This is a genomic window from Coprococcus sp. AF99-45, from assembly GCF_027663865.1.
GTDB classification, from domain to species: domain Bacteria; phylum Bacillota; class Clostridia; order Lachnospirales; family Lachnospiraceae; genus Allocoprococcus; species Allocoprococcus comes.
The window spans coordinates 74762-97412 of sequence record NZ_JAQDGZ010000008.1; the positions used below are offsets into that span (position 1 = coordinate 74762).

Annotated in this window: 19 protein-coding genes; 1 reads left to right on the forward strand and 18 read right to left on the reverse strand. The window is 44.0% G+C overall.

Going from position 1 to position 22651, the window contains the following annotated elements; translation table 11 throughout:
• Position 1: 1 nt before the first annotated feature.
• The 12 genes from PGR14_RS08255 to PGR14_RS08310 form a co-directional block, all read right to left on the reverse strand.
• Positions 2–1198: an NADP-dependent isocitrate dehydrogenase gene (locus PGR14_RS08255; RefSeq protein WP_055156697.1), complete on the reverse strand. Its 1197-nt coding sequence runs from the start codon at positions 1196–1198 to the stop codon at positions 2–4.
• Positions 1199–1217: 19 nt separating this feature from the next.
• Positions 1218–1856 (reverse strand): GntR family transcriptional regulator, encoded by a 639-nt coding sequence (locus PGR14_RS08260; protein ID WP_055248874.1) that lies wholly within the window; start codon positions 1854–1856, stop codon positions 1218–1220.
• Positions 1857–1878: 22 nt separating this feature from the next.
• Positions 1879–3267 (reverse strand): 2-isopropylmalate synthase, encoded by a 1389-nt coding sequence (locus PGR14_RS08265; RefSeq protein WP_055156693.1) that lies wholly within the window; start codon positions 3265–3267, stop codon positions 1879–1881.
• 476 nt (positions 3268–3743) lie between these two features.
• Positions 3744–4958 carry a threonine ammonia-lyase gene (gene ilvA / locus PGR14_RS08270; protein ID WP_008372180.1) on the reverse strand — a complete coding sequence of 405 codons (1215 nt, stop codon included), beginning with the start codon at positions 4956–4958 and terminating at the stop codon, positions 3744–3746.
• Positions 4959–4962: 4 nt separating this feature from the next.
• Positions 4963–5916 (reverse strand): signal recognition particle-docking protein FtsY, encoded by a 954-nt coding sequence (gene ftsY / locus PGR14_RS08275; protein ID WP_022219882.1) that lies wholly within the window; start codon positions 5914–5916, stop codon positions 4963–4965.
• A 16-nt stretch (positions 5917–5932) separates the two neighbouring features.
• The gene (gene smc, locus PGR14_RS08280; protein ID WP_055248332.1) at positions 5933–9493 is read right to left on the reverse strand and encodes a chromosome segregation protein SMC; all 3561 of its coding nucleotides are present in this window, start codon (positions 9491–9493) and stop codon (positions 5933–5935) included.
• A gap of 7 nt (positions 9494–9500) precedes the next feature.
• Complete coding sequence (gene rnc / locus PGR14_RS08285; protein WP_022219880.1) at positions 9501–10196, reverse strand: ribonuclease III; 696 nt, start codon at positions 10194–10196, stop codon at positions 9501–9503.
• A 67-nt stretch (positions 10197–10263) separates the two neighbouring features.
• Positions 10264–10494, reverse strand: coding sequence for an acyl carrier protein (acpP, locus tag PGR14_RS08290; protein ID WP_008372189.1), 231 nt, complete (start codon positions 10492–10494; stop codon positions 10264–10266).
• A 21-nt stretch (positions 10495–10515) separates the two neighbouring features.
• Positions 10516–11541 carry a phosphate acyltransferase PlsX gene (gene plsX, locus PGR14_RS08295; protein ID WP_022219879.1) on the reverse strand — a complete coding sequence of 342 codons (1026 nt, stop codon included), beginning with the start codon at positions 11539–11541 and terminating at the stop codon, positions 10516–10518.
• A gap of 141 nt (positions 11542–11682) precedes the next feature.
• Positions 11683–11865: a 50S ribosomal protein L32 gene (rpmF, locus tag PGR14_RS08300; RefSeq protein WP_008372209.1), complete on the reverse strand. Its 183-nt coding sequence runs from the start codon at positions 11863–11865 to the stop codon at positions 11683–11685.
• A 3-nt stretch (positions 11866–11868) separates the two neighbouring features.
• Entirely contained in the window at positions 11869–12396 is a 528-nt protein-coding gene (locus tag PGR14_RS08305) for a YceD family protein (protein WP_173686327.1), read from the reverse strand.
• Positions 12397–12493: 97 nt separating this feature from the next.
• The gene (locus tag PGR14_RS08310; protein WP_055248329.1) at positions 12494–13681 is read right to left on the reverse strand and encodes an acetate kinase; all 1188 of its coding nucleotides are present in this window, start codon (positions 13679–13681) and stop codon (positions 12494–12496) included.
• Between the two features lie 200 nt (positions 13682–13881).
• Here PGR14_RS08310 and PGR14_RS08315 point away from each other — a divergent pair, with 200 nt between their 5' ends.
• On the forward strand, positions 13882–15180 hold the full coding sequence (locus PGR14_RS08315; RefSeq protein WP_173690659.1) for a nucleotidyltransferase: 1299 nt from the start codon (positions 13882–13884) through the stop codon (positions 15178–15180).
• A gap of 76 nt (positions 15181–15256) precedes the next feature.
• On the opposite strand, the gene PGR14_RS08320 is transcribed toward PGR14_RS08315, so the two are convergent.
• The 6 genes from PGR14_RS08320 to polA are packed head-to-tail and all read right to left on the reverse strand — an operon-like array spanning position 15257 to position 21883.
• Complete coding sequence (locus PGR14_RS08320) at positions 15257–16129, reverse strand: DegV family protein (RefSeq protein WP_008372222.1); 873 nt, start codon at positions 16127–16129, stop codon at positions 15257–15259.
• Between the two features lie 17 nt (positions 16130–16146).
• Complete coding sequence (locus tag PGR14_RS08325; RefSeq protein WP_055248324.1) at positions 16147–17511, reverse strand: PFL family protein; 1365 nt, start codon at positions 17509–17511, stop codon at positions 16147–16149.
• Positions 17512–17522: 11 nt separating this feature from the next.
• On the reverse strand, positions 17523–17795 hold the full coding sequence (locus PGR14_RS08330; protein ID WP_022219876.1) for an ACT domain-containing protein: 273 nt from the start codon (positions 17793–17795) through the stop codon (positions 17523–17525).
• A gap of 42 nt (positions 17796–17837) precedes the next feature.
• Complete coding sequence (locus tag PGR14_RS08335; RefSeq protein ID WP_055248322.1) at positions 17838–18635, reverse strand: MBL fold metallo-hydrolase; 798 nt, start codon at positions 18633–18635, stop codon at positions 17838–17840.
• A 20-nt stretch (positions 18636–18655) separates the two neighbouring features.
• Positions 18656–19246, reverse strand: coding sequence for a dephospho-CoA kinase (gene coaE / locus PGR14_RS08340; protein ID WP_008372230.1), 591 nt, complete (start codon positions 19244–19246; stop codon positions 18656–18658).
• Positions 19247–19258: 12 nt separating this feature from the next.
• Complete coding sequence (gene polA, locus PGR14_RS08345) at positions 19259–21883, reverse strand: DNA polymerase I (protein ID WP_270223228.1); 2625 nt, start codon at positions 21881–21883, stop codon at positions 19259–19261.
• Positions 21884–22651 lie beyond the last annotated feature (768 nt).

Sequence of the window (22651 nt, forward strand, 5' to 3'; positions counted from 1 at the left end):
TTTATAATCTTTCTGCAATCGCTTTAATAAACCCTTCACTGTTCAGTACATGTACCTCCGGAAGAGTTGTGATCATTGCCAGATCCTTTGTCATATAACCCTCTTCAATCGTATCAATCGTTGCTTTTTCCAAACGGTCTGCAAAATCCATCAGTTCCTGGTTCCCATCCAGTTCTCCTCTCTTGCGCAAAGCTCCTGTCCATGCAAAAATTGTTGCAACAGAGTTTGTTGAAGTCTCTTCCCCTTTCAGGTGTTTATAATAATGACGCTGTACTGTTCCATGTGCAGCTTCATATTCATAAAAGCCTTCCGGTGATACCAGTACAGATGTCATCATGGCAAGTGAACCAAATGCTGAGGAAACCATATCACTCATCACATCCCCGTCATAATTCTTACATGCCCAGATATAACCACCCTCTGACTTCATTACACGGGCTACCGCATCATCGATCAGCGTGTAGAAATATTCAATTCCCGCTTCATCAAAAAGGTTCTTATACTCCGCATCAAAGATCTCCTGGAAGATATCTTTGAAAGTATGGTCATATTTTTTGGAAATGGTATCTTTTGTTGCAAACCAAAGATCCTGCTTTGTATCCAGTGCATAACTAAAACAGCTTCTTGCAAAACTTTCAATCGATGCATTGATATTGTGCATTCCCTGGATAATACCTGCTCCATCGAAATTATGGATCAGCTCTCTTGTCTCTGTTCCGTCAGGTGCCGTGTAGACCAGCTCTGCCTTTCCAGGTCCCGGAATCTTCATCTCGGTTCCTTTATATACATCCCCATAAGCATGACGGGCAATCGTGATCGGCTTCTTCCAGTTCTTTACACATGGTTCAATTCCTTTTACCACGATTGGAGCACGAAATACCGTTCCATCCAGAATCGCACGGATTGTTCCGTTCGGACTCTTCCACATCTCTTTGAGTTCATATTCTTTTACTCTTGCCGCATTCGGTGTAATGGTCGCACATTTGACTGCTACTTTGTACTTCTTTGTCGCATTAGCCGAATCAACTGTAACTTGGTCATCTGTCTCATTGCGGTGTTCCAATCCAAGATCATAATAATCTGTCTTAAGATCGATATACGGCAGAAGAAGATCATCTTTTATCATCCTCCAGAGAATTCTGGTCATCTCATCTCCGTCCATCTCAACAATCGGTGTCGTCATCTGAATTTTACTCATAACTTCGTCTCCTTTTTGGCTATTTTTCTTCGATATGCAGGTTCTCCATAACATGCATAATATGGATCGTTGCCAGATTGCCGGCTTTTTCCGCATCCTTCGCCTTGATGGCATTCAGGATCTCGTTATGCTCACCAATCGACTTGATCGCACGCTCTTCTGTCTTAACGGAAGTCCTTCTTGCAAGCTGTACATATTTGTGAAAATCTGAAAGCACATGATCCAGAATCCTGCTCTGTGATGCCTCATACAGAATCTGATGGAATCTTCCATCCAGCTCTGTCAGCTGATCGGAATGTCCTTTATCCATATGATACTCGGATAAAAGAATGATCTCATCCAGTTCTTCCAGCTGCTCCTGTGTAATATGTTCTGTTGCCCAACGGACGCATAATCCTTCCAGCATGGAACGAATCATATAAATATCATGTACATCCTTATCGGAAATACCGGTAACATAAGCTCCTTTATTTGGGATGATGTTCACCAGTCCCTCCAGTTCCAGCTGTCTAAGTGCCTCTCTTACCGGTGTACGGCTAACTCCAAGTTCCTTCCCCAATGTTGCTTCCCTGAGTTCGTCATTTTCTTCATACTTACCTTTCAGAATGTCATCTCTGATGGTCTGAAAAACCTGACTTCTCAATGAATACTCTTCCATTTTATCTCTCTCCTGAATTTCGTTAGATTGTAATCCCCTTTTCGTCACAGATTCTCTCAATCTCCCGGATTAGTTCCTGATCTGTGAGTACGGTCACACGGCCGGATTCATATTCCGCGTCAACCCACTTCTTCAATTCTACAACTAAAATGGAATTCTTGTCTACCTGTTTCTCATTTTTCAGGTGATAATATGTATTTATCCAGTGTGCAATACCTGCAAGACCGGAAGTATTTGACACAGCAACCAGCGGTGGACGGTTCAGAAACTTGCCGGTATCAAACACATTGTAGATTTCTTCGTTCTTTAACAGTCCGTCTGCATGGATCCCCGCACGGGTTACATTGAAATTCTTTCCGACAAACGGGGTACGCGGCGGAATCTGATATCCAATCTCTTTTTCATAATATTCTGCCAGTTCAGTAATCACCGTTGTATCCATACCATCCAGCGTTCCACGAAGCTGCGCATATTCAAAAATCATCGCTTCCAGCGGCGTATTGCCGGTACGTTCACCGATTCCAAACAAGGAACAGTTCACACCACATGCTCCATAAAGCCAGGCCGTTGTTGAATTGTTGACTGCCTTGTAAAAATCATTATGTCCGTGGAATTCGATCAGTTCACTCGGTACACCTGCATGTACTCTGAGTCCGTAAATGATACCCGGAATGGAACGAGGAATCACAGCCCCCGGATAGTTGACTCCGTATCCCATTGTATCACAGACACGGATCTTCACCGGAATCTGATATTCTTCCATCAGATGCATCAGTTCCAGACAGAATGGAATGACAAATCCATAAATATCCGATCTGGTAATATCTTCCAGATGACATCTTGGACTGACACCGGTCTCCAGACATTCACGTATAACTGACAGATAATGTTCCATCGCCTCTCGTCTTGTCATCTTCAGTTTATAAAAAATATGATAATCCGAACAGCTTACCAGAATTCCGGTTTCCTTCATTCCCAGATCTTTTACCAGCTCAAAATCCTTTTTATTTGCACGGATCCAGCTTGTGACCTCCGGGAACTTATAACCTCTTTCCATACATTTATATACGGCATCACGGTCTTTCTTGCTGTATAAGAAAAATTCACTCTGACGAATCTTCCCCTGCGAACCTCCAAGCCTGTGCATATAATCGAAAATGGTTACAATCTGATCCGTTGAATAGGGTGCTCTCGACTGCTGTCCATCCCTGAATGTCGTATCCGTGATCCAAATCTCATCCGGCATACTGTGCGGTACAATACGATCATTAAACGCAATCTTCGGAATCTCATCATAATGAAACAGGTTCCGGAACACATTCGGTGTGTCCACGTCTACCAGCGGGTACATATGCTCCTCAAGTTGCAATAAATTTGTATGCTTATCCAGATAAACCTTTCTATTTTCCATAACCGTCACTCCCTGACCTGTATTTTTGTATTATTGTATACAACTATACCTTCGATGTCAACCCCATTTTCCTCATTTCGTGACTTTAACCCAGTATTTCATTCAATTAAAGTGCTAATTGGTTAAATTTCCATATTTTTCCATCTATATCTCCCGTCTTTAACAAGCACCCAATCACATTTGCAGTCTCTATCCCCTCTCCCTCACTATGAAGCAGTCCTGCCCTTTTAACCAATACCGTTCATTGGCCGGGCGAGAAAAAGAATCTCTTCCCATCCAGGTTGTGCAAACCCTTCCCATGACCTTCTGAAGGCGAAAATTATCTCAGCAGAGGCTTCCACACTTTTTGAGTTTCATCTCCGGTGGACAAAATAGGATTGGAAGAGATTCTTTTTCTCGCCCGACCTAACAACCTTATTTTCAAAAAAAGACAGCCTCATCCCTCACCAGGGGATAAGACTGTCCTCTTAAACATTCTAATATAACTTCGCACTGATCAGCTTCGGTCTGAACCCGGCTGCCTCCAATGCCGCAATGATCCGGTTCTTATGATCGGTTCCAAATGCTTCCAGTGTCACACGAAGCTCCACAGCCGCATTTCGGTTAATACTTACAAACTGATTATGTTCCAGTTTGATCACATTTCCCTGCTCTTCTGCAATCGTCTGTGCCACTTTTACCAGTTCACCCGGTTTATCCGGAAGAAGTACCGATACAGAGAAGATACGGTCTCTCTGGATCAGTCCGTGCTGTACAACTGAAGACATGGTAATAACATCCATGTTCCCGCCGCTTAAGATAGATACTACTTTCTTACCTTTCAGATCCAGCTGTTTTAAAGCTGCAACAGAAAGAAGACCGGAGTTTTCTACTACCATTTTATGGTTTTCCACCATATCAAGGAATGCTCCGACCAGTTCATCGTCTTCTACAGTTACGATCTGGTCTACATTTTCCATGACGTATGGGAGATTCTGTTCCCCGACTTTTTTTACTGCTGTACCATCTGCGATCGTGTTGGCACTTGGAAGTGTTACGGTATGTCCTGCTTCGATTGCAGCAGTCATACTTGCTGCTTCTGCCGGTTCCACACCAATCACTTTGATCTTTGGATTCAGCATTTTCGCAAGTGTAGATACACCTGTGATCAGTCCGCCGCCCCCGATCGGTGCAAGGATATAATCAACGGTCGGGAGTTCCTGGACAATTTCCATTGCAATCGTTCCCTGTCCGGTAGCTACATCCAGATCATCAAACGGATGTACAAAAGTATATCCGTACTCTTCTGCAAGCTCATAGGCCTTTGCGCAGGCATCGTCATAGACATCTCCGTGTAAAACAACCTCGGCGCCATAGCTCTTGGTACGGTTTACCTTAATCAGCGGAGTGACAGTTGGCATAACAATCGTCGCCTTACATCCAAACGCTTTTGCCGCATATGCCACACCCTGCGCATGGTTTCCTGCTGAAGCTGTGATCAGACCTTTTGCACGATCTTCCTCAGAAAGTGTGCTGATCTTGTAATAAGCTCCTCTTAATTTGTATGCACCTGTGTACTGCATATTTTCCGGTTTCAAATAGACCTTTCCCCCGGTCTGACTACTGAGATACTCACTGTAGATAAGCTTTGTCGGACGTGTCACACGTTTTACGATCTCGCTTGCTTCTTCAAATTTTTCCAATGTCAGCATATTATTATTCTTCTCCTTCTTCCTTCTTTTCTTCTGTTGTAAATAATGCCTGTACAAATTCGTCGGAATCGAATTTCTGCAGATCATCGATTGTCTCACCGACACCTATATATTTAACAGGAATTCCAAGCTCTGCCTGAATTGCAACTGCAATTCCACCTTTGGCCGTTCCATCCATCTTAGTCAGGATAATTCCTGTAATATCCGCAACATCACTGAATTCCTTTGCCTGTGAAAGTGCATTCTGTCCGGTCGTTGCATCCAGAACGACCAAAGTTTCCCTGTATGCTTCCGGATATTCTCTTTCCAGCACACGGTTAATCTTCTTCAGTTCCTCCATCAGGTTCTTTTTATTGTGAAGTCTTCCGGCTGTATCCACCAGAAGGATATCTGCCTTTCTCGCTTTTGCAGCCGCTACCGCATCATAAACGATGGCTGCCGGATCTGCACCTTCCTGTCCGCCGATCAGATCTGCATCCGAACGATGTGCCCATTCCTTTAATTGATCGCCCGCAGCGGCACGGAAAGTATCTGCTGCAGCAAGCACAACCTTCTTGCCCTGACCTCTCATCTTACCGGCAAGTTTTCCGATAGTAGTCGTCTTTCCGACTCCATTTACTCCGATCACCAGAACAACAGAAGTCTGGTTTTCAAATTCATAAGCTGTCTCGCCTACATCCATCTGCTCTTTGATACTGTCGATCAGGAGCTGTCTGCACTCAATCGGCTCTTTGATATGCTGTTCTTTTACTTTTTTACGAAGATCATCAAGAATCGCGTAAGTTGCTTTTACCCCCAGATCTCCCATGATCAGAACCTCTTCCAGTTCCTCATAAAAGTCCTCATCTATCTTTGAAAATCCATGAAAAATACTGTCCATTCCAGACACGATATTATCGCGCGTCTTGTTAAGTCCTGCTACCAGACGCTTAAAAAATCCCATTTTTTCTTCTGCCATCATATCCTCCTATCCACTACTTTGTAAGCTCATCTTCCAGAAGATCCACAGATACCAGCGTTGATACCCCTTTTTCCTGCATAGTGATCCCATACAGCCGGTCTGCCGCTGTCATCGTACCGCGACGGTGTGTAATGACGATAAACTGTGTATTTTTCGTCAGCTTGTGCAAATACTGTGCAAATCTCGTGACATTAGAATCATCCAGTGCCGCCTCGATTTCATCCAGCAGACAAAACGGGGAAGGTTTCAGATTCTGGATTGCAAACAGCAGCGAAATCGCCGTCAACGCCTTTTCTCCACCGGAAAGCTGCATCATATTCTGAAGTTTTTTACCCGGCGGCTGCGCAATAATCCGGATTCCGGCTTCCAGCACATCCTCATCATCCATCAGTTCCAGAGTTCCTTTTCCACCACCGAACAGTTGTTTAAACACCTGATTAAACTCCTGGCTGATCTTCGCAAACTGCTCAGTAAACTGCTTGCGCATCGCCTCGTCCAGTTCTTCAATGATCTTCTTGAGCGTTGCTTCTGCCTCTACCAGATCATCATGCTGCGTTTTCATAAATTCATACCGCTCGGAAAGATTTTTAAAATCTTCGATCGCATTGACGTTCACCGATCCGAGTTTCCGGATCTCCGTCTTTAATTCCTGGATCCGCCTTCGCATCTCGGCAGGATCTGTCAGACTCTCATCCCGGATTTCCAGTGCATGATTATACGTCAGTTCGTACTCTTCCCACATATAATTGATCTGCTTTTCCAAAGCTTCCTCGTAGCCTTCTTTCTTGCTGGTAAGCCGGAAGGATTCTTTATCAAGCTCTGCCATATGGGCTGCCAGATCTTCTCGCTTTTTCAGGAATGCCTTATGCTTCTGATTCAGTTCTTCCCGCTTTTTCTGCGATTCTTCGATCTCTTTGTTGATTTCCTCAAATAATTCCTTTGAATTCTCTATCGTCTGCCGGATTTCGGTAATCTGTGCTTCCTTTTGCTCTATTTCACCGTGATTCTCTCCTTTGCTTGCATTTAAAGTGGCAAGCTCTTCCTGGAATTTTCCCATCTCTTCCCGGATACGGACAAAATTCTCCTCGATAAAATCTTTTTTCTGCTCCAATGCAGCAAAACTGAGGTGAATATTTTCATTTTTGCGCACTTCTGCCGCTTCTGTCTCACGCTCTTTTTCCAGCCACTTCTGTGAGCTTTCCATCTGGCGTGTCAGCTCGTCCTCCAGTTGCTGGCTGGTCTCCAGTTCCATTTTGATCGATTCTTCGTTTTCCTCGATCTCATGAACCTGTTCTTCCAGTTTCTTGCGCTCCGCATAAATTCCTTCTGAATTTTCTCTGGTCGCATTTTGACGGCTTTTTACCTGGTCCAGATTCATCTTCGCAGTATTTTGAACCACATAGTCATTCTGCAATTCCTGCTGGATCTCTTCCACCTTTGCATACAGCGTCGTCCGCTTCTCCTTTGCGGCCGCAACTTCTGTTTCCGATTTCTGGAGTTCTGTTTTCAGACGCGCAACCGTCTTTTCCAGTTCTTCAATCTCACGTCTTCTGCTGAGCAGATTACTGGAATTCTTAAATGCTCCACCACTCATTGCTCCGCCAGGATTGATCAAATCTCCTTCCAGCGTAACGATACGCAGGGACTGACGGTACTTTCTTGCCAGACGGATCCCAGTATCAATGTTGTCTGCCACAAGAGTTCTTCCAAGAAGATGCTCTGCAAGAGATGTAAATTTATCTTCTACCGTTACCAGCTTGTCCGCCGTGCCGATCACCCCCGGCTCGCGAAGGGCTTCTGCCCTGGCAAATCCCTGTCCCCCACGAATCGCTGTCAATGGAAGGAAAGTTGCACGTCCATACCGGTTCTGCTTCAGATAACCAATCATTTTTTTTGCAGTCTCTTCGTCTGCAGTAACGATATTCTGGATACTGCCTCCAAGTGCGATCTCCACCGCAGTCTCATATTTTTTATCTACTTTGATCAGATCAGCCACAACCCCCAGGATTTTCGGCTCGCGGCTTTTCTGCTCCATCACACGACGGATACTGTTCCCATAACCATCGTAACGCTCCGTAAGGTTCCTCAGAGACTCCAGACGAGAGTACTCCCTGTGATAAGCATTCTGCCTGTTTCGCAGGTTTTCATTTGCCTGTCCGATCTCTTTTTGCAGTCCGGCAATCTCTGTTTCATAGTTTTTGATCTGTTCTACAGAATCCGTGATCTTACCTGATACTGCCTTCAGTTCTTCCGTATACTGCGCGGCAAGTTCCTGTTGCCTCTGTACATCACTCTCCGCTTCTACCAGACGTTTGTAAAGCAGTGCCCGGCGTACCTTGATCTGTTCAAGCGTCGTTTCATAATGCTGCAGCTTTGCCTTCGTGGATGCACGGTTATTCAGAAGCTCACGGATATCGTTCTGATTCTTTTCAATCTCCACTGTCATCTCTGCAATCCGGCTCTGCAGGGCAGTCAGCTCCTCTCCTGCCTGCTTTTGTCTCTCAGATGCAGCTGCAAGATGTCTGTCGATCTCTGCTTTTTCTTCTTCCAGTTCGGATTTCTGCCTTTCACGGTTTGCAAGCTCTGCCTGAATATCGTTTGCGCGTTTTTCATAGTGTTCATCATTCATACGGACACTGTTGATCTGCTCTTTTAAAAGCTCGATCTGGTTTTCCAACTGCTGCTTCAGAAGTGTTGTCTCATTTCTCTGGCTTTTTGCATGCTCAATTCCGGCGTCGATCTCATCTACTTCCTGCTCGATCTTCTCATACTGTGCCTTCATATCTTCATGCTTTTTGCCGGCTTCAATGAGTTCATCCTGCGCAATCTTCAGCTTCTCATCGTTTTCCCGGATCTGCCCCTTCAGACGTTTCATCTCCACCAGGAACATATTGATGTCATAATGCTTCAGTTCTTCTCTCTTTTTCAGATATTCCTTCGCTGTCTCCGACTGTTTCTGAAGCGGACCAAACTGCTTTTCCAACTCTCCCAAAATATCATTGACACGGACCAGATTGCTCTGCTCTTCTTCCAGTTTGCGAAGAGATAACGCCTTGCGGCGCTTAAATTTGACAATCCCGGCCGCCTCATCAAAAAGCTCTCGTCTCTCTTCCGGCTTACCGCTCAGGATCTTGTCAATCTGTCCCTGTCCGATGATCGAATATCCTTCTTTTCCGATACCTGTATCATAAAACATCTCATTGATATCTTTGAGCCTGCAGACACTGCCGTTGATCAGATATTCACTTTCCCCCGAACGGTACAACTTTCTTGTGACTTTAACCTCTTCAAACTCCACCGGGAGTTTGTGATCTGAATTATCCAGTGTGATCGCAACCGATGCGTAGCTGAGGGGTTTCCGGTTTTCCGTACCGGAAAAAATAACATCCTGCATCGTACCTCCACGGAGCTGCTTCACCTTCTGCTCTCCGAGTACCCAGCGGACGGCATCCGCCACGTTACTTTTCCCACTTCCGTTCGGTCCGACGATTCCGGTGATCCCGTTATGAAATTCAAAGACAATCTTATTTGCAAAAGACTTGAATCCCTGTACTTCAATACTTTTTAAATACATGCCTCACCTACTGTACCTTTCCTTCTTTCAGCTTCAGGATTGCCTGATAAGCCGCTTCCTGTTCGGCAGCCTTTTTGGTTCTTCCGATACCACATCCAAAGGCTTCTCCGCCGATCACAACCTCTACACGGAAGGATTTATTGTGGTCCGGTCCCTCTTCTCCTACCAGCTGGTAGACAATTCCTTTTTCCTGACCGCCCTGTACCATTTCCTGCAGGATAGTCTTGCTATCATAAAAGAGCCGTTTCCCTTCCAGGTCGTTTAAAATATATTTTAAAATAAACTCTTTCGCATTAGCAAAACCACCATCCAGATAAATCGCACCAATCAGTGCTTCCAATGCATCCGAGGTAATAGACTCTCTGAATCTTCCACCGGTCGCGTCCTCACCTTTCCCAAGCAGCAGATAACTTCCAAGTTCCAGATCCCGCGCACAAAATGCAAGTGCCTTCTCGCATACCATGCTTGCTCTTAACTTAGTCAGTTCTCCTTCCGGCATTGTCTGGTTCTCGAAAAAAAGATATTCGCTTGAAATCAGTTCCAGAACAGCATCTCCAAGGAATTCCAGACGTTCATTACAGTCTGCCTTCTTCATATGCTTTTCATTCACATAAGAGCTGTGCGTCACAGCATGTCTGAGCAAATGGCTGTCCTTGAAATTGTAGCCGATTTTTTCTTCCAGTTCCTTTACATTTCTGCTCATGATTGCTCCTCCAATTTTAAAAAAGGACACTCCCCAAAAATGGGGATGTCCCCTGTAATCATTTTCCCTAGTTAACAGCGTTCTTGATCTGTTCTACAGCATCACCTACTGTTGCGATCTTTTCTGCATCTTCATTTTCAATTTCGATATCAAATGCATCTTCAATTCCCATAATAATCTGGAAAATATCAAGCGAATCAGCTCCCAGATCATCTACAAATGTAGTGTCCATCGTAATTTCATCCGGGTTACATCCCATCACATCAACAATAATGTCTTTCAGTTTTTCAAATTCCATAATTCTTAATCCTTTCTGAGCTTATTCCTGTGCGGATTTTTCTTCCGCCTGAATACATTCTTTGATCTTTTCATTGATTCCTTCTTCTTTGAAGGTTACACACTGCAAAATTGAATTGCAGACTTCTTTTGCTTTGGAACTGCCGTGTGTCTTTACTACCAGACCGGTGAGTCCAAGCAGTGGTGCTCCACCGTACTCACTTGCGTCAAAATCCTTCATAGTCTTTTTCAGCACCGGCTTAACCAGAAGTCCACCGATCATGCCGCGGAGATTCTGCTTCATACCACCTTTAATCTTGCTTACAAGAACCGATGCTACTCCTTCATAGAGTTTCAGGATCACGTTGCCGGTAAATGCTTCACAGACGATAACATCTGCCTGTCCGTGAGGGATTTCTCTCGCTTCAATGCTTCCGATAAAGTTAATATCCTTACATTCTTTCAGCATAGGAAAAGTCTCCTTGACCAGGGCATTACCCTTTTCTTCCTCAGCTCCGATATTGACGATCGCAACCTTCGGATTCTTGACTCCCATAATATGTTCCATATAGATCGAACCCATCTTGGCAAACTGCACCAGATGTGAAGGTCTTGCATCTACATTCGCCCCACAGTCGATCAAAATGGAGAATCCTTTTTCTGTCGGGATCAGTGGTGCAAGCGGTGGCCTTTCCACCCCTTTGATACGTCCAACCAGAAGCTGTCCCCCGGCAAGAACCGCACCGGAACTTCCTGCTGAAACAAAAGCGTCAGCTTCTTTATCCTTCACCATCTTAAGACCTACCACAATGGATGAGTCTTTCTTTCTGCGGATCGCCATAACCGGCGGTTCTGCTGTCTCAATTACTTCCGATGTATGAACAACCGAAATCTGTTCTTTATTATATGTGTACCCGGAAAGTTCCTGATTGATGACATCTTCTTTTCCGACCAGAATCACATGGATCGCATCTGACTTCCCGACCGCCTCGACCGCACCTTTGATGATCTCATGCGGTGCGTTGTCTCCGCCCATTGCATCGACAACAACTTTTGTTATTTCTTTCATACTGTTACCTCCCAGCATTACTAAACCAATTCTACTAGACATGACCGTAAAAATCAATAATATTTAGCAGATTTAGGAAAATTAGAAAAAAGAAAAGGAGTTAAGCAATACGCCTAACTCCTGTACTATAGCCTTTTTTAATTAGTTTTCTACAGTAACGATTTCTCTCTTGTTGTAAGATCCACAAGCTTTGCAAACTCTGTGTGGCATCATAAGTTCTCCACATTTGCTGCATTTCACCAGATTCGGTGCGCTCATTTTCCAGTTTGCTCTTCTCTTGTCTCTTCTTGCTTTAGAAGATTTATTCTTTGGACAAATTGACATAGGTTACACCTCCTTAAAATTCTTGTAAAGATCGCGGATAACTGACATTCTAGGGTCAAGACTGGTGTCTTCGCAGTCGCAGCTTCCCTCATTCAAGTTCTGACCACATACACTGCAAATCCCTTTACAGTCTTCGCTACATAGAACTTTCATCGGCCACCCTACTAAAATCTCGTTATAGAGCAGCTGCTCCACATCAAGATGATATCCGTCAATGTAATTCGCTTCATCGGATTCGCCATCATCTTCTCCGTCTGCCAGAGCTGTATTCACCTGCTTTTCAAAGGAAAGCGTGAAATCTGTCGGTACATCTGTAAGACATCTGTCACACGGAATGATTACCGTAAGACTTGTCTCACAACTGATATGAAGTTTTTTTTCGCCGGCATACTCGACATAAATATGCACAGGCTGTGTCCGGCTTACCGGAAATCTGCTTCCGTTCACCTTCACTTCTTTCATCTCAGTGCCGACCACTTCGTCAATGGACTTATGCGGTTCAGATAAGACTTCGGACAGGTCAATTAACATAATTCTTTCTCCTGTTCACACCTAAACTATTATACCATGTAAATTCTTTTTGTCAAGGATGATTTACAGATTTTAAGGTTTTTTCTAATTTCTTCTGTTATACAAGTGCAACTGTCTCTCTTGCAATTGCAAGTTCTTCGTTTGTCGGAACTACAAGAACTTTCACTTTGGAATCTGGTGTAGAGATTATGATCTCTTCTCCACGTTTTCCATTTGCTTCTTCATCGATTGTAATTCCAAGATATCCAAGATAGCTGCAGACTTTTGTTCTTACAAGTGCACAGTTCTCACCGATACCTGCTGTAAATACGATATTATCAACACCGTTCATTGCTGCTGTGTAAGCACCAACATATTTTGCTACTCTGTATGCAAATACGTCGATTGCAAGTTCTGCACGCTTGTTGCCTGCTTTTGCTGCTGCCTCAAGATCACGGAAGTCGCTGGATACACCGGATACACCTTCCACACCTGATTTCTTGTTCAGGACATTCATAATTCCTGCAATGTCAAGGTTTTCTTTCTTAGCAATGAATTCCATGATCGCCGGATCAATATCTCCGGAACGTGTTCCCATTACAAGACCTTCCAACGGAGTAAGTCCCATAGAGGTATCTACTGATTCTCCGTTAAGCACTGCTGAAACAGATGCTCCATTACCAAGATGGCATACGATCGTCTTTGTTGCGTTGTATGGTTTTCCAACAATCTCAGCTACTCTCTTAGATACGAAGCTGTGGCTTGTTCCGTGGAATCCGTAACGTCTTACTTTGTATTTTTCATAATATTCATATGGAAGTCCATACATATAAGCTTTCTCAGGCATTGTCTGATGAAAAGCAGTATCAAATACAACAACCTGTGGTGTGCCCGGCATCAGGCTTTCACAAGCTTCGATTCCGATTAAGTTTGCCGGGTTGTGAAGTGGTGCAAGGTCATTGCACTCTGCGATCGCAGCTTTTACTTCCGGTGTTACAACTACAGATTTTGCAAACTTTTCTCCGCCGTGAACAACACGATGTCCGACTGCTCCGATTTCGTCAAGGCTCTTAACAACACCTGTATCTGCATCTGTCAGCGCGTCGATTACGAACTGGATTGCTTCTGTATGTGTAGGCATAGCCTTTTCAGATACATTCTTCTCTCCACCTGCCGGCTGATAGGTAAGTCTTCCGTCAATACCGATTCTTTCGCAAAGACCTTTTGCGAGAACCGCCTCCGATTCTGAGTTGATGAGCTGGAACTTCAGTGATGAACTTCCGCAGTTGATTACTAATACATTCATTGATGTTTCTCCCTTCTGGTACTAGAATTTTCTTTATTAGAACTCACACTCTATTCTTAATTATACTCCTTGCACACATTGTATACAAGTAATGTTATTTTTTTCACGTAATATTTTCCAGTACAATGTTTTTTGCACAAAAACTCTTTTTATAGTATAATCTTTTCACAAACAACACAAAGGAGATTTTAGTTAAAAGTATGAAAATCGTCGGTATCATCGCAGAATATAATCCGTTCCACAACGGGCATCAGTATCATATAGACCAGGCACTTCAAAAAACAGGGGCAGATGCGGCAGTTATCCTTATGAGTGGTGACTTCGTCCAGCGTGGCGCCCCTGCTATCGCACCAAAGCATTTGCGGGCAAAAGCTGCCCTTCTTGGCGGTGCATCACTCATTCTGGAGCTCCCGGTCCTTTTTTCCTGTGGCAGTGCAGAGTTGTTTGCAAGAGGTGCCGTTTCTATTTTTAACAGTCTTGGCTGTATTTCCTATCTCTGTTTTGGCAGTGAGTGTGGCGATATCAAAAAACTCAATCGGCTTGCCCGGATTCTTTCCGAAGAGCCAGAAGTCTACCGGCAGCTCCTGCAGGATGAGCTGCGAAAAGGCCGACCGTTTCCGCAGGCACGCCAGACTGCCCTAAGTGTCTATACAAAGGATCCGTCCCTTGCCGAAATCCTGTCCTCACCAAACAATACCCTTGGGATTGAATACTTAAAAGCGCTCCGGTATTTCAAAAGTCCGATCCAGCCTTTCGCGATTCCCCGCGAGGGATCCGGCTACCACGATACTGCCCTCTGCGAAACCTTCAGTTCCGCAACTGCGATCCGCAACCGAATTCTGAATCCATCTTTACCAGAAGATGCTTTTTCATCCGTCGCAGGACAACTTCCGCCCGCTTCTTCAGATCTGCTGCGAAAGAATTACCAGTCCTCACTTCCGGTTACCCAGGATGATTTTTCGCTCCTGCTAAAGTATCGACTGCTCTGTGAGAGTGCTTCCTCTCTGACCGATTACCTTGATGTCAGCAAAGACCTCGCCAACCGGATCATCAATCAGAGAAATGATTTTGCTACCTGGAGTTCCTTCTGCGATCTTCTGAAAACCAGAGAGCTTACCTACACCCGGATCAGCCGCACCCTGCTGCACATCCTGCTCGGCATAGAAAAGGACACCTTCCGACATGAGCCTCCTTTCTGTTTTGCAGAAGATTCCGGCAACATTTCCGGCAAAGCAAAAAAAGAGCGGTCATCCACATCCGCCCTTTATGCCCGCGTACTCGGTTTTCAAAAAAAAGATACTCAAATTCTTAAAGAGATCAAAGAGTATGCCGCCATCCCTCTGATCACAAAGCTTGCAGATGCCAGAAATCTCACCTCCGCCACCCAGGTCCTCCTGAACCTGGACATTTTCGCATCAGACCTGTATGAATCCATAATTACCGAGAAATTTGGCACACCTTTTACAAATGAATACCAGAAGCAGTTGCAAATTATTTAACCCTTCCCCTTTGTCAAAAAAGAGACTTTTTGCACACCACCACTACGCATGTTTGTGCAAAAAGTCTCTTTCTCATTTAGTTCACATGAAGAATTTTGGTAAGAGTCACTGCCCTGGCTCCAGGTCCGATATGGCATGCCACACTCAACGACAGTGGATCCATCCGGATTTCAAACTCCGGAAATGCTTCATGAAGCTCATCCAGCCATTCCTGTGCCTCCTTGCGGTCTCCTGTGTAAGCTGCATCCAGATACAAATCTTTTTTTCCATCACAATCTCCGAATTCTGAAGTACGAATCTCATTAATTGTCTTGATCATCGTCTTCTTTGCACTCTTCCATCCTCTTGACTTCGCAAACGCATCCAGCTTTTCTCCTTTAAGACGGAGAACTGGCTTCAGGTTCAGAACCGTTCCAATCGCTGCAGCTGCCGGTGTAAGTCTGCCGCCTTTCTTCAGGTATTTTAAAGTATCTACTGTAATATAGATATCACTGTCCCACTGGATCGCTTCTAACAGTTCTTTAATTTCTGCCGCGCTCTTTCCAGCATCTGCAAGCTTTTTCGCCTCTTCCACCGATCTTCGCTGCGTAACAGAAATCCGGTGATTATTTACGACCTGTACTTTTCCATCATAGTCCTGGGAAAGCATGATTGCAGTCTCACATGAACTGCTAAGACCGGCTGACATCGGAATATGTACAACCTCATCATATTCCTCCAGCGCCTTGTCCCACATATCCATTACATCTCCGGGAGCCGGTTGGGAAGTCTTAATATCTGCATCTCCTGCCAGTTTTTCATAAAACTCCTCCTGCGTGAGTGTGATATCCTCGTAAAACAACTCCTCATTGATATAGAATGGCATCGGAAGTACGTAAATTCCCATTTTCTTTCCTTCTGCCTGTGTAATTCCACTGTTACTATCTGTTACAATCGCAACTTTCCCCATGCTCTCTTTACCTCTTTCTAATTTTTAAAACTATGTATCGGTGCAGGAATTCTTCCCTTTCGATTCACAAATGCACTGCAGTCAAATTCATTGACCGGCATGATCGGCGCATATCCCAAAAGACCACCAAACTCTGCCATATCTCCAACATCCTTTCCAACTACAGGTATCACACGAACCGCCGTTGTCTTCTGATTGACCATTCCGATCGCCATCTCATCCGCAATGATCCCGGAAATCGTAGTAGCTTTCGTCTTACCCGGAATAGCGATCATATCAAGTCCTACCGAGCAGACACAAGTCATCGCCTCCAGCTTTTCTATACAAAGAGATCCGGCATTGACTGCATCGATCATTCCTTTATCCTCACTGACCGGAATAAAAGCTCCGCTTAAACCTCCTACATAGGAAGACGCCATAACGCCACCTTTTTTCACCTGATCGTTCAGCATAGCAAGTGCTGCTGTTGTTCCTGGTGCGCCAACTCTCTCAAGTCCGATTTCTTCCAGAATCTCCGCTACTGAATCGCCAACAGCCGGTGTCGGTGCAAGTGACAGGTCAATGATTCCGAACGGAATACCAAGCCTTTTGGAAGCTTCTCCGGCTACAAGCTGACCAACCCTTGTCACCTTAAATGCGGTCTTCTTGATCGTATCACAAAGTTCCTGAAAGCCCTCGCCACGACATTTTTCAATCGCTCTTTTTACAACACCAGGTCCGCTGACACCGACATTGATCACGGCATCTCCTTCGGTAACACCTAAAAAGGCCCCTGCCATAAACGGGTTATCATCCGGTGCATTACATAAAACTACAAATTTTGCACAGCCAATCGAATCCTTGTCCTTTGTCGCCTCTGCTGTCTCTTTTACAATCTCGCCGCAAAGACGGACTGCATCCATATCAATACCAGTCTTTGTCGAACCTACATTGACCGAACTGCACACACGCTCTGTCTTTGCCATTGCCATCGGAATGGAACGGATCAGGAGTTCATCGCTCTTTGTCATTCCCTTGGATACGATTGCAGAATATCCTCCGATAAAGTTTACACCGACTTCCTTTGCTGCTTTATCCAGTGTCTCTGCGATCGTCACAAAATCCTCTGGTTTTTTGCAGGCTGAACCGCCAACAAGTGCAACCGGTGTAATGGAAATCCGCTTATTAACGATCGGAATTCCAAATTCACTTTCGATCTTCTCTCCTGTCGATACAAGATCCTTTGCAAGTGTTGTGATTTTTTTATATATCTTTTCATTCAGTCTGTCCAGATCTGAGTCAATACAGTCCATCAGACTGATACCCAATGTGATTGTTCTTACATCCAGATTTTCTTCTTCGATCATCTGGTTTGTTTCTACTACTTCGTAAAAATTAATCATAACGGTTCTCCTTACACTCTGTGCATTTTTTCAAAAATCTCTTCTCTCTGACAATGAATATTGACACCGATCTGTAAGCCGATATCACGAAGTTCTACCGCTACGATATCCAGTTCTTTTTTTGAATTTTCCACATCTGCAACCGCCATCATATTAAAATACCCATCCACGATTGTCTGGGAAATATTTAAAATATTGATATTGGTCTCTGCCAGGTATGTACATACTTTCGCAATAATTCCGACCGAATCTTTACCGACTACTGTAATAATGCATTTCTTCATTCTGCCTGTCCTCCTGAATCTAATTCTGCATACTTTCTTTTTCTAAACCTCGATCACTGCAGACACCTGATCCCTTTTTGCAACTGCGATCGGTATATCATCCCCCTTATACGGGTTCTGCCCCAAAGTGACCTCCAGCTTGACAGTCTCATATGCAAGTTCTTCGTAATTATTCTCCTTGCTCAAATGCCCCAGCAATACACTCCGCAAGTTATTGTGTAGTATATCACAAAGAAGCCGTCCTGACAATTCATTTGATAAATGTCCTCTGTCCCCAAGAACTCTCTGCTTCAGGTAATACGGATAAGGACCGACTTCCAGCATATGTATATCATGGTTAGATTCCAGAAGAACCGCATTTAAATCCTTCAGGTTCTCTACCGTATATTCATCGTATTTTCCAAGATCCGTTGCTACCGCGATCTTCTTTCCATCCTGCTCAAAGCGGTAGCCGCTCGGTTCATTTGCATCATGGGAAATAGCAAATGGATGCACGTCAATATCACCCAGCTTAAATTCTTTGTCTACCTGGATTTCATGGTAAAGTCCTTCCGGCATTTTCCCGAGATTTTTATAATCACGGATTCCCTGAATCGTTCCCGGTGTTCCATAGATTGGGATCTCATATTTTCTGCTGAATACACCAAGTCCCTGAATATGATCTGCATGTTCATGGGTAATCAGGATTCCATCCAGCTCTTTCCCTTTTATTTCAAGTTCCTTTAAGCCTTCCTCAATTCGTTTTTTGCTGATTCCTGTATCTACAAGCAGATGCGTTCGATCGCTCCCCACATAAATACAGTTTCCGCTGCTGCCACTGGCAATGCTGCATAATCTCATCTTGTTTCTTCTCCCTGTTCTTAGCCTCTTCCCAGTGCCAAGTCTATCTGTTTTTCCGTTTCTTCAAAGGTTCCGCCGTTTTCGATCACAAGATCCGAAACCGCTGTAAATGTCTCTTCCGACGGCTGATTTGCAAACACCGCATACATTTTTTCATCTGAATATCCGCGTGAACTTCTCAGTCTCTCCATCCGGATCTCCTGTGGCACATGAATATACCAGATCTCATCCAACATCTCACGATATACCGGTTCCGTAAGGAGTGCGGCTTCCAGAATAAAAAGCTCTTTTCCCTCTTCCTGCGCCTTCTGCATTTCCTCCCGGATCTTTTCATTGACCGCCGGATGCACGATCGCATTAAGCTTTTGCAGTTTCTCTGGCTGATCAAACACAATTCTGCCAAGAATTTTCCGATCAATCGTTCCGTCAGGATTTAAAATTTCTTTCCCAAACGTCTCCACGACCTTCTGATAACATTTTTCTCCCGGAAGCTGTACCTGATGTGCCACCAGATCTGACTGGCAGATCACCGCACCGCACACTACACTTAAAAAGTCGAGTACTTTGCTCTTCCCGGAACCAATGCCTCCTGTTATTCCTATTTTTCTCATATCTGTTTCCTTCTATTTTGCCTCATACCAGTTTTTTCCACTATGCATGTCAATTTCAAGCGGAACGGAAAGATCTGCCGCATGCATCATGCCTTCTTTCAGGATCTCCCGCACTTCCTCTTCCTCTTCCTTCCATGTCTCGATCAGAAGTTCGTCGTGTACCTGCAGAACCAGCCTGGATTTCATGTTTCTCATGCGAAGCTCTTTGTCCACAGCGATCATTGCGATTTTCATGATATCTGCAGCCGTTCCCTGGATCGGAGAATTCATTGCCACACGTTCCCCGAATTGTCTCTGCATAAAATTGCTGGAAGACAGCTCCGGAACCGGTCTTCTTCTGCCAAATAAGGTCACAACATATCCCTGTTCTTTTGCATGAGCAACTGCATCATCCAGAAATTTCTTGATGCCCGGATAGGTTTCAAAATAACGGTCAATATATTCGGCCGCTTCTTTTCTCGTAATACTTAAATCCTGGCTCAGTCCAAAAGAACTGATCCCATAGACAATACCAAAGTTGACTGCTTTTGCATTTCGCCTCTGCAGATCGGTCACTTCATCAAACGGAGTATGAAACACCTGAGAAGCTGTGATCCGGTGAATGTCCTTTGCCTCCCGGTATGCTTCGATCAGTGCTGCATCTCCGGAGCAATGTGCCAGCACACGCAGTTCTATCTGCGAATAATCCGCATCTACAAACACATATCCCTCTTCCGGCACAAATACTTTACGGATCAGCCGTCCAAGTTCTACCCTCGCCGGGATATTCTGCAGGTTTGGCTCTGTACTGCTGATACGTCCGGTCGCTGTGACTGTCTGGTTGAATTTTCCATGGATCCGGTGATCATCTTCATGAATAAACACGGCAAGCCCATCTGCATAAGTCGATTTCAGCTTGGCAAGCTGACGATATTCCAGGATTTTTGCCACGATCGGATAATCCGGTGCCAGCTTATCCAATACGTCTGCTGCCGTCGAATATCCTGTTTTCGTCTTCTTTCCATTTGGGAGGGACAGATGTTCAAAAAGGACCACGCCCAGCTGCTTTGGTGAATTGATATTAAATTCTTCCCCAGCAAGCTCATAAATTTCCTTTTCCAGCTGTATGATTTTTCCGCCAAGCTGTTCTCCATAGCTTTTCAGTTCTTCTGCTTCTACACGCACCCCATTCTGCTCCATGTGGAACAGAGTAAATACAAGCGGCATCTCTATTTCTGTAAAAAGCTTCCACATTTCCTCTTTTTTCAGCTTTTCTTCCAAAACTGCCGATGACGCAAATGCAGCATAGGCTTCATAACAGACCATTTTTTCCAGTTCTGTCTTCGGATCGATCATCAATCCAAGATGCTCCTGTGCCACATCTTCAAATCCATAATCATTTTTCAACGGATTCAGGAGGTAAGCTGCTACAATACTGTCAAAGCACTTCTCCTCTGCTGCTCCTTCTAATCCTTTCAGATAAGGCAGGGATGACTTCAGATCAAACACCACAAACCGTCCGGCATGCTTTGCCACATGTACAAGTGCCTCCAGAAGTTCCTCCATGCTGTATCCATTTCCTGCCGGAATACAGTAGATCTTCTCTTTTCCAAACGAAATTCCAATTCCACCTATTTCAGCATTTCCTGCAAACAGCGGAAGTACATTTCTGGTGTCTTTGTAAAGAACGGCTCCCACCGTCTGCGCTTTTTCTGCCTCCGCAAAGATTTTCTGAATTTCTTCTTTTCCCACAGCGATCACAAATGCATCTTCAATCGAATTCTCACTCTGCACATCAAAACGATTCAGCAGATTCTTGAACTGCAGTCTCTGGAAATAGACATAAGCTTCCTCTGTATAAAGATTTCCAAGCTTCGCCTCTTCCAGTTCATAAGCAAAATCCGCGTCTACATCGATTGTCGCCAGCACCTTACTCATTTGTGCCTGATCCCAGTATTCCACCAGATTTTTCGATGCTCTCGGCGGCTTCAGTTCGGATGCATGCTTGTAGGCATTTTCAATAGATCCGTATTCTACAATAATCTTGGTCGCCGTCTTTTCTCCGACTCCCGGCACCCCTGGGATATTATCTGAAGTATCTCCCATCAATGCTTTCACATCGATAAATTCTGTCGGTGTCACCTGGTATTTTTCTTTTACGTCCACTGCATAATAATTCTCGATCTCAGTTCCGGTCCGTTTTGTCTTCGGAATTCGGATCTCAACATGGTCTGTAGCAAGCTGGAGAAGATCTCTGTCTCCGGAAATAATGACCACTTCCATCCCCATTCTCTCGCATCTTTTGGACAGCGTTCCAAGAAGGTCATCTGCCTCCAGCCCTTCCTGCTCGATCGTCCGGATTCCCATAGCATGCAAAACTTCCTTCATCAACGGTACCTGCTGTCTGAGTTCTTCTGCCATCGGCTTTCTCGTCCCCTTATACGCCTCAAACATCTTATGGCGGAAAGTCGGCGCATGCACATCAAATGCAACGGTCAGATACTCCGGCTTTTCCTCCTCCAGGATCTTGAACATAATATTTAAGAATCCATATATTGCATTCGTATGGAGTCCTTCCGCATTTGTCAGATCCGGAAGTCCGAAAAACGCCCTGTTCAGAATACTGTGTCCGTCTATCAATACGATTTTGCTCATAATCAACTGCCTCTCTGTAAGTCTCATCACTTACTTCTATCTTTTCTATCTATTCGTTCAAATATACAACATCTCATTATGACATTTTTTTTTGATATTTTCAATACATGAAGGGGTAAAAAAGATCCTCATCAAAATTACAGATACACGAAATGTGCCACAACAATTGTGTATATACGAAAAAATACATCACGAATCATCGCAATGTACTTCTCATATCTTTTATTCAATTCCAGTTAATTATCAACTGCCGGCAGCGGGACTTGAAACCGCCGGACATAACGCAAACCCTTGTATTTACAGTGTTTTAAACATATTGTAATCACAAAGTAATCAAAATAGTAATCAAAACAGAAAGGAGTGTCTATTGCATCTACAGTACAAAACAATGATATAAGAATATTACGATTATAATATCTTTATATGATTGTTTTTTACAACAAAAAAACAGTGCATGACGTATATCTACAGCAAAAAGCCAACTAGAATTTACGGGGCGAAAACTTTTCTCATACACTGTTCACTATATATAACAATCGAGCAGAAAAAAACTCACGCCATATTTGAAAAAAATATAAAAAAAGTTTTATTTCTTCTTATTTGCCTTTATATTGGCTTGATAGATTAAATAATACAAATATAGGCTTGCACCATAAAAATGTCTTAAATCGCAATATACGAGGTTACAGATGTATATTATAAAGCGATATAATTTGCATAAATATATAAATAATATATTATAACATAAAATATTTAAAAAAGCAATGAAAA